The sequence below is a fragment of the Micromonospora sp. NPDC048986 genome (genome assembly GCF_040649335.1).
Lineage (GTDB): Bacteria > Actinomycetota > Actinomycetes > Mycobacteriales > Micromonosporaceae > Micromonospora > Micromonospora alfalfae.
Genome location: NZ_JBEZFJ010000020.1, coordinates 18946 through 32324 on the forward strand (window position 1 = coordinate 18946; position 13379 = coordinate 32324).

The following is a 13379-nucleotide window of genomic DNA, read 5'->3' on the forward strand; positions in this document are numbered from 1 at the left end:
CTACGGGTGCATCGTCTGCGGTGTCGACGGCGAGCCGGCCGCCGCGACCTGGGCCAGCCGGACACGGGCGGACGCAGCATGACGACCGCATCTTGTCGCAGGAAGTGCCGACCGAATGACGCGGTCGAGAACACCGGTGTCACTGGAAGGACTCCACTGGCTGGTGTCGTGCCGTTCGGACAGATGCCAGACCCCAGTGGCGCCCGGTATGTGCCTGATCTGAGCCGCCAATGGCCGCTTGGGCGCCAAAAAGCTGTCACCCCTCTCGGCTCTCCTGGGCTTCAGATCCAGCCCGCGTCCACCGGAGGTGCCTGATGACCTGTCCCACCCTGCGCCTTGTTGCCGACCCGCCAACTCTGCGTTGCAACGCTGGAGTCACCCCATGCGGGCAGCCGGGGCGCCCGTACTTGTGCGGAATCCGGTGCAACCCCCACTCCCCGGCGGCAACACGGGCACGGTTGGACGCGGAACAGCGGCACCAGACAGAGGGTCCGATGCCGCGAGTAGGTGAAGCAGTGTGAGGCGGTCAGTCGTCGGGGTTGCCGGGCTTACCTGGGGCGGGCGGTCGCTCCGGGAGCTTCGCGCCGGGCATGCGCAGGAACCAGGCCATGAACTGTCGGAGGACTGCCGATCGGTTGCGGGTGCCGACGCGTTCGCCGAAGGGGTCCCACAGCTCGTCACCAGCAGAGATCACCCTGCGGGGTGTGGTGTGTCGGTCGCCGTCGGTCATGCCGATCACGGTAAGGCGTGGATATCCCCTCGCGCAAACCGGACAACTTGTGTGGCTATCCACAAGGAGATACGGTGTGGATAGCCACGTGGATAGCCACGAAGATCTTTCATGGATGGGAGGCACACGTGCCCAACAAGACCTTCTACATCCCCGAACAGGACACCCCTCTCTGGGCGGCAGCTCAACGAGTCGCCACCCGCAACAAGGTCAGCCTGTACCGGCTCCTTGTCGGCGCCCTCGAATCGCACCTGCCTGCGGTCGCCGCCGAACCCGCTCCGCAAGACCGGTGGGCGAACATCGCCGCCGACCAGCAGGCCGCTTGACCCGACACACCTCGCGCAGCACCAGCACTCGAACGGAGAACGACGTGGCCAACCTTGGAGGTGTCGGGTGATCCCCCGTAGTGAGCCCCCCGCCGACATGCGCAACTTCGTCCGGGTGTCGATCGACCTTCCCACGCACCCCAAGCTGACGGCGATTGACGACCCAGCCGCCGGCTGGGCGTACGTCACGTCGATGTGCCACTCCGGAGGCTCGTACACCGACGGACACTTCCACGTGAACACGGTGCTCCGCATCGCCAACGTCGACAAGGCAGTTGCCATAGCACTTGCCGAGCAGGGGCTATGGCACATGCCAGGGCATGACTGTGACCGGTGCGACCAGCCGAAGCAGGGGCAGGCGGTCATCCACGACTACCTCCAGCACAACCGGTCGGCTGCCTCGGTGCAGGAGTTGGCCGACAAGCGACGCAACGCGGGCAAGAAGGGTGCCAGTGCCCGATGGGGGAAGGACAAGAACGAGCCGTCCGCGAAGAAGCCGCAGGTGCCTGGGCAGCGCAAGCCGAAGCAAGATCCGGCCGAGATGGCAAATGCTATGGCAAGTGCCATGGCAAATGGTCAGCAAAACCTATGGCAAACCGATGGCAAACCGATGGCAGAGGAGAGGAGAGGAGAGGAGAACCTACAGACACCTTCGGTGTCTGCCGCGACGGCTTCGCCGCCGACGGCTCCTTCCTCTGAGCCGCGCACCGAAACGCAACGCTCCAAGGTCATCACCGATGCCTACTACGAGGTCGAACCGATGAGCAACTGGAACGCCGTCAACGGCGTCGTCCGGAAGGCCATCCGCTCGAACAAGTTCACCGACGACGAGATCCGGGACGCCGTACTGCGACTAGCGAAAGAAGGTCGCGGGGTCAGCGTCGAAACCCTCCGGATCGAACTTGTTGGGCTCACTCCTCGATCAACCCACATGAACGGCGCCGGTTACCGCGCCCAGAAGGTCAATCACGACGAGCCAGGAGCGCACAAGGCGTCCTGGGACAGGAGGCGCCAGCATGCCCAACAGCAGCAGTAGCCCTAACGTGTTCGAGCTACTCGCTCGCCGGGGCATCAACCCGAACCACAGCATCGACCCCGAACCACCGTTCGACCCGATCGCGTGGCGACTCGAGCACTACGGTGCCCTTCTCGCCGCCGAAGTTCCGGTGACCTTTGCCAGCGCCCAGCCGGACCACCCTCAGGTTCGGGCGTGGCTCGAGCGGCACATCGCCGACCCGGCCACCGACCCGTGGCTGGTTCTGTCCGGAAACACCGGCACGGGCAAAACCCACCTGGCCTACGGAGTTCTTCGGCACCTCGTGGGGATTGCTGCGCGAGCGAACCGCAACTACCGGTGGCTTGTGGTCACCCACCCGGACCTGAACGCGATGCTGCGACCGAAGCCGGACGAGTCTCACACCTACGCCCTCGATCGGTATCTCGAGGTTGACTTCCTCATCCTCGACGATGTTGGCGCAGGGAAGGGCTCCGGGTTCACTGAGGAGAACATCACCCGCCTTGTTGACTACCGGTGGTCAAACCGGCTTGCCACGGTGTACACGACGAACCTCGACGCAGACTCGCTCGAGCCGATCGTGGGCGAACGGGTCCTGTCCCGGCTCGCTGACGCGACCCTCGTGGAACTGGACGGGCCGGACCGCCGGTTCAACCGGGAGATTCCCGCGTGACCGACAACGAGCAGCGACCGCAGCAGTTCAACCTTGAGGCCGAGCAAGCCTTGGTCGGCTGCCTGATGGTCAGCGACAGGGAATTTACCGAGGTTGAACTCCTCCTCGGCAAAGGTGACGGGTTTTACCGGCAGCAGCACGCCACGATCTACCGGGCCCTGCTCGAGCTTCGAAACCGGCAGGAACCCACTGACCCGATCACCGTCGCGGCGCACCTCCTCGGCACCGGGGAACTCTCGAGAGTGGGAGGCGCCCCATACCTTCACGAGTGTGTGGCCGCCGTACCCGTAGCCGCGCAAGCCGGTCATTTCGCCCGCATTATCGCCTCATACGCTGCCCTGCGGTTTCTCGAGCGCGAAGGGCGACGCATCACCCAAGCCGCCCTGACCGCACATCACTCCGACGCTGACACTCTGCTCGAGCAGGCCCGAGGCTGGCTCGCCGACCTGACGGTGACAACTTCGAAACGCGGCGACGCCCTGTGGTGGGAAGCCGCCAGCCGCGCATACGACGAGATTGAGCTACTTGCCGAGGCAAACGAAGGCCCAGTCGGTGTTCCCACTGGTCTTCACGACGTAGATGAAGTTCTTGAGGGACTACGCCCCGGCCAACTCACCCTGGTTGCCGCCCGGCCTCGTGTCGGGAAGTCGGTCCTGCTGCTGAACATCGCCCAGCATGCGGCGATGACTCTCAACAAGCGCGTCGTCTTGTTCTCACTCGAGATGTCCGAGTCCGAAGTCGCCACCCGCATGTTCTCCGCGAGCACCGGCGTGCCGCTGACCCGGATCCGGGTGGCAAAAACGCTGGAGGACAACGACTGGGTGAAGCTCGCCAACCACTTGGCTGACACCACCGACGCCCCCCTGCACATCGACGCGTCACCCCGAGCATCGCTGGCGTATATCCGGGCCAGCGCTCGGCGGATTCTCGAGGAAAACGGGTCACTCGATCTTGTCATCGTTGACTACCTACAGCTCATGCCCCCGACCAACCCTCGAGCGTCACGGCAGGAACAGGTTGGGGACATCTCGAGGGGCTTGAAGCTGTTGGCGAAAGAACTCGGGGTGCCGGTTGTCGCGGCGTGCCAGCTCAACCGTGGTCCGGAACAGCGGACCGACAAGAAGCCACAGCTTGGTGATCTTCGCGAGTCAGGTTCGCTCGAGCAGGACGCTGACCAAGTCATCCTGCTGCACCGCGAGGACGCCGACGACCCGGAGTCACCAAAGGCCGGCGAGTGCAACGTGATCATTGCGAAGAACCGGCACGGCCGCCAAGACACCCTCATCGTCGCCGCCCAGTTGCACCGCTCCCGTTTCGTCTCCACCGCCATTGTCTGACCTCAAGGAGGCCAACATGAGCAATCTGACCTGGCAAGACCTCAAGGCTGCCGACCCCCGCATTGTCCTCCTTGAGCGAGCCGCCGTCCTTGCCACGATGACCGGCAGCAACCCGGACGTGGTCTACACCGACGCGAAGCCGTTCCTCGCCACTCTTGTCGGTTGGCGCCGTGGCCTCCCCGCCCTGGTCGAGCGCCCGTCCGCGTTGCAGCACCGGTTCGCCCAGGCCATTACCGGCACCGTGTTCGGTGCTGACGATGAACTCCTCGGCTCGAGCCAGGCGTACGAGGTTGCCGTGGTGTGGCTGTATGACGCGGTCTGCACGGCTGCGTTGAGGCGTACCGCGTGATGGCCGGTCGCGAGGTGTGCTGCGGTGAGACGCCTGCCGGTGTGGCTGGGCAGCCGTTCGTGAACGCGTGTGGACTCTGCCCGTTGTCCCCGACGTATTGGGCTACGGCTGAGAGGTCGATTCGGCTCACCCCGGAGCAGGTCGCCTCGGAGGTGTGCCTGACGTGCCGGGAACCGACCACCAACCGCGATCGGTATGGGGCGCCGCGTTGCGAGAGCTGCTGCACATGGCTGCGTGTTACGTGATGGATGCCTGCTTGACCTGGTTCGCCCACGGCTTCCACCTCACCGACGAGCGCCCACCACACCCCAGCCCTGCCCTGCCCCACGGACGGAGGTAGCACCGTGAAGACGTACGCCGACGGTGCTGTTGAGGTACACCACGCCGACTGCCTCGACGTCCTCCGGGCCATGCCCGACGCGTCGGTCGACTCCGTTGTCTGCGATCCACCGTACGGGCTCGCCGACCACCACCCCCGCGTCATCGAGGCCGCGCTAAGGGCGTGGCTGAACGGCGACCGTGAGCACGTACCGGATGGCAAGGGGTTCATGGGCCGGGAGTGGGACCGGTTCGTTCCGCCGCCGGCTGTATGGGATGAGTGCTTGCGGGTGTTAAAGCCGGGCGGTCACCTGCTGGCGTTCGCTGCGCCGCGCACCGCCGATTTGATGACGATGTCGATCCGCCTAGCCGGGTTCGAGATCCGCGACAGCATCAACTGGGTTTTTGCCCAGGGGTTCCCCAAGGGTCAGGACCTCGGCAAGTCCATCGACCGAATGCGCGCCGACCGCGCCGACGTTCTACAGGTCACTGCCTGGCTGAATGCCGCCCGCTTGGCTGCCGGTGTTACCCACAAGCAGATCGATACCGAGTTCGGCTTCAACGGGATGGCGTCGCACTGGACAACCCTGAAGGGCAAAGCCGCGATCATCCCCACCGACGAGCAGTGGGACCGACTCCAGCTCCTCCTCGGGTTCGGTGACGAAATGACCGCCGAGGTGCGGCGCCTAAACGCACGCAAGGGGTCAGTTGGGGAGAACTTCGCCGCCCGTGAGGTGATCGGCTCTCGTCATGCCGGTCTTTCCTCCGGGAACGGATCCATCTTCCTTCGGGGCGCCTCTGGTCGCGACGAGCGTGGACATGTAGCGGTTACGTCCGCTGCGTCGGAAGCAGCTCACCGCTGGCAGGGCTGGAACACCACCCTTAAGCCAGCACATGAGCCGATCGTGGTGGCACGCAAGTCCACCGGGTTCAACTCCGTTGTCGCTAACGTCCTCGAACACGACACCGGGGGGCTCAACATTGACGGCTGCCGGATTCCCGGTCGGGACCGCACCGACTATGGTCTCGGCATCGCCACCAGGTCCCGTGGGGCGACGTTCGGCGCACCCTCACTTTCGGCCGACTTCGACTCCGACAAGGGTCGCTGGCCCACCAACGTTGTGATGAGTCACGCTCCGCTGGGCGACGTCGACGGCCAGGTCGACGGGGATGCCTGCGTTGCAGGGTGCGTTCCGGGTTGCCCCGTCGCCGAGGTTGACCAGCAGAGCGGTACCACAACCAGCCGCTCCGCCCAACCACGGTCCGGTAAAGCTGGCGCCGGGTGGCGAACCACGCACACCGGGGCCGAGTACGACGACGCGGGCGGCGCATCCCGGTTCCTGCCGGTGTTCCGGTTCGAGACGAAAGCATCGAGCGGTGAACGGCCTCGCGGCGTGGACGGGACCCGGCACGTCAGCGTGAAGCCCCTCGGTCTGATCCGTTGGTTGGTTCGACTTGTCACCCCGCCTGGCGGAACCGTCGTCGACCCGTTCCTCGGCAGCGGGACCACCGCCGAGGCATGCGTAATCGAGGGCTTCCGGTGTATCGGCATGGAGAACCACGCCCCGTACCTGTCCCTGATCGATGCCCGTTTGTCGAAGCCCCTGCAACCCGCCCTGGACCTGTTCGGCGGTGCCGCGTGACCACCCCCGCCCGTACCCCTGACCTGTTTGCAGCCTGAGGAGGCACCAATGGACAAGTCGCAACGCCCCCCGTGCCCCACCTGTGCCGCCCCCGTCTGCAATCTTCAGGGCACTCCTGACCGGATCGTGGCCGTGTACCCGTGTGGGTGTTGGCTGACATGGGAGGACGCCCAGGATCTCGCTGATGAGACTGGGCAGGTGATCCGGTGACCGGCACCGCGCGCAGGTGTAGTTACCTTGCCTGTCCTGCCCGGTACGACGCCGTGGCGATCGAAACCGGCGGTGAGTCGGCAAAGGGCTGGCGGCGGTGGAACTCCCTCGGTATGCGTATGTGTCCCGACCACGCCCCGCTGTGGCGGGCTGGCGACGACCTCGGGCCACACATGCCGACGCTCGACATGTCCGCACCTACCCCGGTCATTCGATGCGCATGTGGGTGGGAGCAGGACACGACGGGGTTGTCCGGCGGGAAGGCCGCTGAGGCGTACCTTGTGCATCTTGTCCTGGTCGAGCTTGCCTGCCGCGTGCGACCGGAAGGCGCCGAGGTTCGCGGTCGGGAGTACGCCAGTGAGCACGAGTTCGGGGAACCACAGGGTGTTCGGCGCTTCGAGACGGAAACCAACCGGCGACTGTCCGAGCAGCGTGTAGCGCACTGGGTGGGTGCGGGGATCCCGTCGCGGTTGGTTGAGCGTCTGGTGTGGGTCGGCCCGTGGCAGGAGGCCACATGACCAGCGAGCACCCGTACACGAAGCTACGCGAGTACGACCGGTGCGTTGCCGGCCTGATGTCGGACCCGGAGGTGACCGGGGACCTGCTGTTGATCGGCATGTGGCTGGCCCGCGCCACCATCCTCAACACCCCCGAGCCCTCAAAGACGGGTTGGCAGCTCACGGACATGGCGGCAGCGCTGTTCCCGATGAAGACCAAGCCGGCCATGTTCTCGCTCGGCGAATGGAGCCGTCCTCAAGTCACCGGCCCGGACGCGTGGCACGTCTTCGAGGTCCTGAAGAAGGACATCCGCCGGTACGACCCGTGGGTTGACCAGCCTGGCCCCAGGTGGGCGCGCACCCTATGTGCTGGTCCGATGGTTCGCCGCGCCACGTGCGGCAAGCCGTCCGTTGCCGCCGGGTTCCTCACCGACCCGGAGACCGGAAGGAAAAAGTTGCGCGGCGGGTGCCGTAAGCACGAGCAGTGGTTCATCGCCGAAGTGCAAGCCAACCGTGAGGCGTGCGAGGCCGTCGAGGTGCCTCAACCGCCCGCGAACATCGGCGGTCGGCTGGCACCCCACATCCGGGACATTGACTGGGCTGCTCTGTGGCGTGGCATCGACCCGAACTGGGTGATCCCACCCGAGGTCCGCACGTGGGAACGCCCGTCGCTCCGACTGCTGCTCGCACCGGACATGGCGTCGCAGCCGGCGCCCACCGCTGCACCGACAAGACCCCGACCGAAATTCGCGCTGATTCCCGGCGCACTGACCTGACCACTCTGCCTGAGGAGGCAACCATGACCGACCACAACACTACCGCGAACCTGGCGACCATCGACCAGAACTACGCCCTTGCAACCGAACTCCTCGCCGGCCCGATCGAGCACGCCACGCAACTACTCGCCGAGGATCCGACCGACACCACGCGTGCTTGGGTCTCTGTCACCGTCGGCATTACTGACGCCCCCGGGGCCTCTGACGCGGATGCGACGGCGTACGTGGTCGACATGCTCGCGGCGGCTGTCATCCGACTTGCCAAGGCGACGCCGTGAACGCAGCCGCCCTGTACCTGATGCCCCACCCGGACCTGGCCACCTGCACCCCGTGTGCGGTTCTTCGTGCCGCCGCCGCTCGTTGGCCGGTCGGCACCCCGGTCCAGCGCAGCAGTAGCGGTCGCCTCGGCCAGATCGGCGTCTGCAAGGCTCCGCTGCCGACGACCAGCCCGCACCAACTGCGTGTCTCCGACGACCCGCCGGTGGCGCAGGTGATCGCCAACCAACACGGGATGCCGACCGTGTTTGTCAAGTGGTTCGAAGGCACCGGGGCGAACTGGGTACACCCCGACAGCCTGACCGAGGCCAGCCTCTAACCGTGTCCGATGATGCCCTGTTCCTCACTGACCAGCCCCGGCAACTCCGACGCTGCCGGGGCTGCGGACGACCCGTTCCGGTCGGCCCAACCTACGACGGATACGGCGAGTCCTGCGCAGGGGACCGGGGCCTCATCCCACGGGCGGTCCGCATCCCGACACCGCGCACCGCACCACCTGACGACGAACCCAACCTGCTCGACCTCATCAACAACGGAGACAACATGCCGACCATGACCGACACCGACCTCGTCGAACTCCTTGCCGAAGCAGTTCACGACCAATGGATGGCGACCAAGCACGCTCAGGGCGTCACCTCCCGCCGCTCCGAAACCGGGGAGGAGCTGATGCGCCCGTACAACCACCTGTCCGAACCGCAGCGGGACCTTGACCGGAACAGCGTTCTGGCGGTTCTCACGGCCGCCGGGCATCTCGGTTACCACCTGACCCGAGCCGATCATGGACGCTAGTGCCAGACGCCAACTGTTCCGCGCCCTTGCCCAGGCCAGGTGGGCTGTGACGATGGGCGGCGCCGGGCACTGGCACATCCGCACCCCCAGCGGACGACTCGTTACCACGATCTCCGGGTCCCCGTCGGATTACCGGGGCGCGCGGAACATGCTCAGGGACCTGCGGGCGGCCGGGTTCCGGGGCTGGCCACCGGACCGCAGGCGAAAGAAACGCAGCGGTGGGTGAGTTCGAGCGGCAAGCGGAAGGCGCGGTGGCATCTTCCCCGATTGCCGCCGCGCCTTCCTCGGCGTTAGACGTAGCAGCGCCAGCTGTAGGGGTTGCTGCTCAACGGGACCGCGTACGCGAAGTTGCCGAACTGCCGCATGCACACGAGGTTCATGTTGATGCCGTGCCAGGTTTGGGTTGATGCCCGGTAGCACCGCCATGACCAGGCGTCGTGTGGGGCGACGGTGGTTGCGTTGAAGGCGCTGCCGTACGTCGCCTGGCAGTAGCCCTGGATGTCGGCGCTGCCGACTTGGCCCGCCGATGCGGGTGATGCGGTGATGGCCACGCTGGTGACGGCGAGGCCGGCGGTGATGGCGAGGGAGAGCAGGATGCGTCGGATCACGGGTGCTCCTATCTCGTACTGATGTCCGACCGAGCGTAGCGGCGTGATTTCGTTCCGTACTGTCGGTGAGCCGATAGCGCCAACAACCACCAACCACGGCGCGAACCACCGGCCAGCGGACACACCCAAAGATCCAAACGACCACCAGGAGTACCCGACAAGCCATCTACTGCCAACCACGGGTCGATTGGCAACCTGCCCGCGTCAGCGAAACATGAGACCTGGGTCAGCCGCGCGCCCGCAGCACCCGGCTGACCCAGACGAGAGCCCCGCCATCCCCCAATTGTGGCGGGGCTCTCGCTGTGTCCAGACTCAGCTACGCGAATGAACCCCGGCGGCTATGTTATGGGCTGACCAGGTAGAATGTGGAGTGTGCCCACCGCCCGGAAAGGTCGCCGACTCGTCAACCTTCTCATCTCATGGGCGGCTGTCGCAGTGATCGACGCCTTGGCCGCGAAAGAGGGCTTCTTCAACGCCGACGGCACACCAAATCGGTCCGAAATGATCCGAAACATGCTGGCTTACGCCGAACGGTATCGGCCGATGGGATGGCGACCGTGACTGAATCCGACATTGACTACCGGCCCGCTGATTACGTCCGGGTAGAGATCCGTCGCGGCGACGAAACCACCGTGTACGAACTCGCAGCCGACCCCGGCGACCCGATCAGCATCTCCCGGAAGCTCGACGTGCACACCCGAGACGTCAGCGATGGCGTCCTCACCCGAACCGAAGCAGGGCCGGCGTACTTGACCATGAACCTGAACGGCCGGATGACCACCGGCACCGTGACGCGCACCGGCCCACCCGCATAGCGAAGGGGCGCCTACCCTCCCCGGACAGACGCCCCCACTACTCGCAACGATCTCGCCCGTACCTCCACAGTGCCGAACGTGATCACCGCTAGCGTACGCCGACGAGCGCGAACGGAGATCACCCCGATGGCTATCACCTGCCCCGCCGAATGTGCCTGCCACACCGGCCCATACACCCGCTGCTCTATCCCCGGAGGATGCGGCACTGCCGGATGCGGACGCGACCAAGCCGGCTCATGCCCCGCCTGCCACCGCCGCGACCCCGACTACGGCCTCGTCTGCGAACCCTGCCGCAACTGGTTACCGCTGGCCCTCTACAGCGTCGGCGAGAAATACACCCGCCTCCCCTACGCCCTCGTGCCCGCAAACAGCCCCAACGGAGACAAGGTCGCCGGCAGTCGCGAACCAGCCGCCCCGCTGAACCTTGACGCCGAAGACCTCCTCACCCGCGTCGTCCGCAACGGCGGCATCCCGGTCGACTCCACCCCAGACACCATGGTCCCGGTGACCGCCCTCACCCCGGTCAACGTCAACGCCGACACGTTCGACGTCCGCGAATGGCACGAAGAGGACGGCGACCAGGTCACCCTGCACCGCGAGGGCCAGCACGTCCGCAGGCAACTCGTACTCCAACAGCGCCAGGTTGTGACCGGACTCGACGGGCAACCACTCCTCCGCCCCGCCAACGACCAGATCGGCTACCTCCCCGTCGCCCAGGTCCTCGACGGGTGGGTACGCGACTGGATCGACGCCCGGCAGATGCGCGAACACCGCCCCACGCCCACCGTCCCCCACCTCATCGACTGGCTCGGCCACCGGCTCGACTGGGCGTGCGACAACTACGAACCCATCGGCGACTTCACCGACAGCATTCGCTCCGTACGCGGCGCCGAAATGGCCGTCCTCGGCGAATTCGACCCACCCGCACCGTCCTGCGACGGTGTCGAATGCTCCCGTTGCGACCGACGGCAACTCTTCCGCGCCCAGGACGGCTCCGGGGACATCGTCTGCCGCAACGAAAACTGCCGCAAGGTGTACCGGCAAGCCGAGTACGAGGAATGGACACGGGAACTCGCGAACCGCGAACGTGGGCGACGTACCCCGGAAGACATCAAAGAGCTCCTACGTTCTCGGACACCAGCTCAGGTGATGTGACGGCGTGTCGCACACACCAACTTGCCAAACGATCACGTCCGCCTTACTCTCGCGGTGAAGAAATCTGCCCAACGCCCCAGCGCCGATCACGGTCTGGGGCATTGCGCTATACCGGGGGTGACAATGCCCTCCGGAGACGACGTCGGTGTCCCGCGCGCATTCGCCGCCGAACGCCTCAAAGTCTCCCCCCACACAATCTCCATGTGGGTCAAAGACGGCTGGACCGACCGCGACGGCAACCACCACACGGTGCGGGTAGTCAGGTACACCGCGAGAGGCCGGTACTACCGGTGGGGTGACCTCGTGCAGGCCGAGTCCGACACCCGGAACAACCCGAACTCGCGGCGCGGCATCACCTACGAACGCCGCCCCGCTTCCGGTCCCGGCTCATGGGCGGACATCAGCCGCAAACCCGATCGGAGGCAAGTGCACGCATGAGCGCCCCACTGAAGCTCACCGCGAAGCAACTCCACGACCTCGGCTACTTCCTCGCGGCGGTCACCAAAGCCACGAACGACTACAACGTTCGGCTCGACGCGTACGGGCCCTTCCAAGTCCAGATCGGGGAAGGCGGGCCAACCCTCGCCGCCCGCTGGGACGATGACACCGGTGACTACGTCATCGACGACGTGAGTGGCAACTGAGCCCCACGAGGTGTTCCTAGCCCGCTGGTCGTGGGCCACCCGCACCTACCCGGCGCACCCCCAACGGGAGGCACCGATGCTGTCCCGCGCCCTCACCTACCTGAGGCTCCTGATCACCATGCCGCTGATCGTGAAACGAACGGAGACCATCATGGCCACCACCGCAGAACAGATCACCGAACTCGGGAACAAGTTCGACGCCCTCGGCGCCGTCACTACTGACATCCTCGCCGACTTCCGCGCCTTCCGGGACGCCATGCTCGCCGACCTGGAAAACCCGACCGAAGCGGAACAGGCCGCGATCGACGAGGCCAACGCGAAACTCGACGCCCACATTGCTCGGCTCGGCGAACTGGAGGTGGAGGTCGGCGACGCCGACGGCTCCGATACCCCGCCGGTTGAGCCGGTCGAGCCGGGCACCGACAACGTCCGCTGACACCCCGATCGTTCCCGGCCCAGCGTGATGCTCCCCAGCGTCGCCGGGCCGGGAACCCACCACCCAAAGCCAACATCATCCCTGATGCCAAGGCGGTGACCATGCTCGATGATGCGAAGCGTGCTGCCGCCCCAAAGTGCACCAAGAGACGCGCCGACGGTCAGCATTGCAAGGCCAACGCGATTCGGGGCACTGACTCCTGCCGCCGGCACGCGGGCAAATCACTGGCCGTGGTGCGAGCGCAGGTCGCGGTACGGGATGAGGTGCTTCGGTGGGGTCTCGGTGACGCCACGGTCGATCCGGGCGAGCTGCTGTTGCGGCTGGTAACACAGGCCGCGATCCGTGCCGACGCGTACGCCGCCGACCTGTCCCGAATTGTGGCCGAGACTGACGGGGACCTCCGAAAGGCGCTCACCGGCGACAGCTACACCGTTACCGCTGAGGGTGATCCGGTGAAGACCGGTGAGTATGTGCGGGCGATCACGAAGCTTGAGGCCGATGAGCGCGATCGGGCCGCGAACTTCGCTGCGAAGGCTGTTGCTGCTGGTTTGGCGGAGCGGCAGGTTCGGTTGGCGGAACGCCAAGGTGAACTGATCTTCTCGGTGATCCGGGCGATCCTCGATGACCTAAACCTGTCGCCGGAGCAGCAGGCGGTGGCGTCAGAGGCGGCATCGCGGCATCTGAGGTCGGTGAGTTGACGGGAGGCGTTCGGTGACGATCGCCCCGGTTTCGCCGTGGGAGGCTGCGGCCCGGTTGTTCGAGGCGCCTCGGTTTCGGGATTG

General features: G+C 65.9%; 19 protein-coding genes. 17 read left to right on the forward strand and 2 right to left on the reverse strand.

Annotated elements, in window-relative coordinates:
* Positions 1–526: 526 nt before the first annotated feature.
* Positions 527–730: a hypothetical protein gene (locus AB0B94_RS30525; RefSeq protein ID WP_357288433.1), complete on the reverse strand. Its 204-nt coding sequence runs from the start codon at positions 728–730 to the stop codon at positions 527–529.
* A 128-nt stretch (positions 731–858) separates the two neighbouring features.
* Here AB0B94_RS30525 and AB0B94_RS30530 point away from each other — a divergent pair, with 128 nt between their 5' ends.
* The 11 genes from AB0B94_RS30530 (at position 859) to AB0B94_RS30580 (ending at position 8939) form a co-directional block, all read left to right on the forward strand.
* A complete protein-coding gene (locus AB0B94_RS30530) occupies positions 859–1056 on the forward strand; it encodes a hypothetical protein (protein WP_357288436.1) in 198 nt (65 codons plus the stop codon).
* Positions 1057–1153: 97 nt separating this feature from the next.
* Positions 1154–2092 carry a hypothetical protein gene (locus AB0B94_RS30535; RefSeq protein WP_357288439.1) on the forward strand — a complete coding sequence of 313 codons (939 nt, stop codon included), beginning with the start codon at positions 1154–1156 and terminating at the stop codon, positions 2090–2092.
* Complete coding sequence (locus tag AB0B94_RS30540; protein WP_357288442.1) at positions 2073–2744, forward strand: ATP-binding protein; 672 nt, start codon at positions 2073–2075, stop codon at positions 2742–2744. Before AB0B94_RS30535 ends, AB0B94_RS30540 begins: the two co-directional genes overlap by 20 nt.
* On the forward strand, positions 2741–4081 hold the full coding sequence (gene dnaB, locus AB0B94_RS30545; protein WP_357288445.1) for a replicative DNA helicase: 1341 nt from the start codon (positions 2741–2743) through the stop codon (positions 4079–4081). Before AB0B94_RS30540 ends, dnaB begins: the two co-directional genes overlap by 4 nt.
* Before the next feature lie 16 nt (positions 4082–4097).
* Positions 4098–4430, forward strand: a complete 333-nt coding sequence (locus AB0B94_RS30550) for a hypothetical protein (RefSeq protein ID WP_357288448.1) — start codon at positions 4098–4100, stop codon at positions 4428–4430.
* A 344-nt stretch (positions 4431–4774) separates the two neighbouring features.
* Positions 4775–6391: a DNA methyltransferase gene (locus AB0B94_RS30555; RefSeq protein ID WP_357288451.1), complete on the forward strand. Its 1617-nt coding sequence runs from the start codon at positions 4775–4777 to the stop codon at positions 6389–6391.
* A gap of 206 nt (positions 6392–6597) precedes the next feature.
* On the forward strand, positions 6598–7119 hold the full coding sequence (locus tag AB0B94_RS30560) for a hypothetical protein (protein ID WP_357288454.1): 522 nt from the start codon (positions 6598–6600) through the stop codon (positions 7117–7119).
* Positions 7116–7874, forward strand: a complete 759-nt coding sequence (locus AB0B94_RS30565) for a hypothetical protein (RefSeq protein ID WP_357288457.1) — start codon at positions 7116–7118, stop codon at positions 7872–7874. Before AB0B94_RS30560 ends, AB0B94_RS30565 begins: the two co-directional genes overlap by 4 nt.
* Positions 7875–7897: 23 nt before the next feature.
* The gene (locus AB0B94_RS30570; protein ID WP_357288461.1) at positions 7898–8152 is read left to right on the forward strand and encodes a hypothetical protein; all 255 of its coding nucleotides are present in this window, start codon (positions 7898–7900) and stop codon (positions 8150–8152) included.
* A complete protein-coding gene (locus AB0B94_RS30575) occupies positions 8149–8469 on the forward strand; it encodes a hypothetical protein (protein WP_357288464.1) in 321 nt (106 codons plus the stop codon). The genes AB0B94_RS30570 and AB0B94_RS30575 overlap by 4 nt, the downstream gene beginning before the upstream one ends.
* A 233-nt stretch (positions 8470–8702) precedes the next feature.
* A complete protein-coding gene (locus AB0B94_RS30580; protein WP_357288467.1) occupies positions 8703–8939 on the forward strand; it encodes a RyR domain-containing protein in 237 nt (78 codons plus the stop codon).
* A gap of 290 nt (positions 8940–9229) precedes the next feature.
* Here the strand turns inward: AB0B94_RS30580 and AB0B94_RS30585 are convergent, their stop codons facing one another.
* The gene (locus tag AB0B94_RS30585; protein ID WP_357288470.1) at positions 9230–9547 is read right to left on the reverse strand and encodes a hypothetical protein; all 318 of its coding nucleotides are present in this window, start codon (positions 9545–9547) and stop codon (positions 9230–9232) included.
* Between the two features lie 372 nt (positions 9548–9919).
* Between AB0B94_RS30585 and AB0B94_RS30590 the strand changes: the two genes are divergently transcribed.
* The 6 genes from AB0B94_RS30590 to AB0B94_RS30615 all read left to right on the forward strand — a co-directional run bounded on the left by AB0B94_RS30590 (position 9920) and on the right by AB0B94_RS30615 (position 13295).
* Complete coding sequence (locus AB0B94_RS30590; protein WP_357288473.1) at positions 9920–10108, forward strand: hypothetical protein; 189 nt, start codon at positions 9920–9922, stop codon at positions 10106–10108.
* Positions 10105–10362 carry a hypothetical protein gene (locus AB0B94_RS30595; RefSeq protein WP_357288476.1) on the forward strand — a complete coding sequence of 86 codons (258 nt, stop codon included), beginning with the start codon at positions 10105–10107 and terminating at the stop codon, positions 10360–10362. The genes AB0B94_RS30590 and AB0B94_RS30595 overlap by 4 nt, the downstream gene beginning before the upstream one ends.
* Before the next feature lie 357 nt (positions 10363–10719).
* Positions 10720–11517, forward strand: coding sequence for a hypothetical protein (locus tag AB0B94_RS30600; protein ID WP_357288479.1), 798 nt, complete (start codon positions 10720–10722; stop codon positions 11515–11517).
* 434 nt (positions 11518–11951) lie between these two features.
* Positions 11952–12161 (forward strand): hypothetical protein, encoded by a 210-nt coding sequence (locus tag AB0B94_RS30605; protein WP_357288481.1) that lies wholly within the window; start codon positions 11952–11954, stop codon positions 12159–12161.
* Positions 12162–12237: 76 nt separating this feature from the next.
* Entirely contained in the window at positions 12238–12597 is a 360-nt protein-coding gene (locus tag AB0B94_RS30610; protein WP_357288484.1) for a hypothetical protein, read from the forward strand.
* 101 nt (positions 12598–12698) lie between these two features.
* Positions 12699–13295 carry a hypothetical protein gene (locus AB0B94_RS30615; protein ID WP_357288488.1) on the forward strand — a complete coding sequence of 199 codons (597 nt, stop codon included), beginning with the start codon at positions 12699–12701 and terminating at the stop codon, positions 13293–13295.
* Positions 13296–13379: the final 84 nt, after the last annotated feature.

Coding starts and splice junctions, on each gene's coding strand:
- AB0B94_RS30525 (WP_357288433.1), bottom strand. CDS start 730: ATGACCGACGGCGACCGACACACCACACCCCGCAGGGTGATCTCTGCT.
- AB0B94_RS30535 (WP_357288439.1), top strand. CDS start 1,154: ATGCGCAACTTCGTCCGGGTGTCGATCGACCTTCCCACGCACCCCAAG.
- AB0B94_RS30540 (WP_357288442.1), top strand. CDS start 2,073: ATGCCCAACAGCAGCAGTAGCCCTAACGTGTTCGAGCTACTCGCTCGC.
- AB0B94_RS30550 (WP_357288448.1), top strand. CDS start 4,098: ATGAGCAATCTGACCTGGCAAGACCTCAAGGCTGCCGACCCCCGCATT.
- AB0B94_RS30565 (WP_357288457.1), top strand. CDS start 7,116: ATGACCAGCGAGCACCCGTACACGAAGCTACGCGAGTACGACCGGTGC.
- AB0B94_RS30570 (WP_357288461.1), top strand. CDS start 7,898: ATGACCGACCACAACACTACCGCGAACCTGGCGACCATCGACCAGAAC.
- AB0B94_RS30580 (WP_357288467.1), top strand. CDS start 8,703: ATGACCGACACCGACCTCGTCGAACTCCTTGCCGAAGCAGTTCACGAC.
- AB0B94_RS30605 (WP_357288481.1), top strand. CDS start 11,952: ATGAGCGCCCCACTGAAGCTCACCGCGAAGCAACTCCACGACCTCGGC.
- AB0B94_RS30610 (WP_357288484.1), top strand. CDS start 12,238: ATGCTGTCCCGCGCCCTCACCTACCTGAGGCTCCTGATCACCATGCCG.
- AB0B94_RS30615 (WP_357288488.1), top strand. CDS start 12,699: ATGCTCGATGATGCGAAGCGTGCTGCCGCCCCAAAGTGCACCAAGAGA.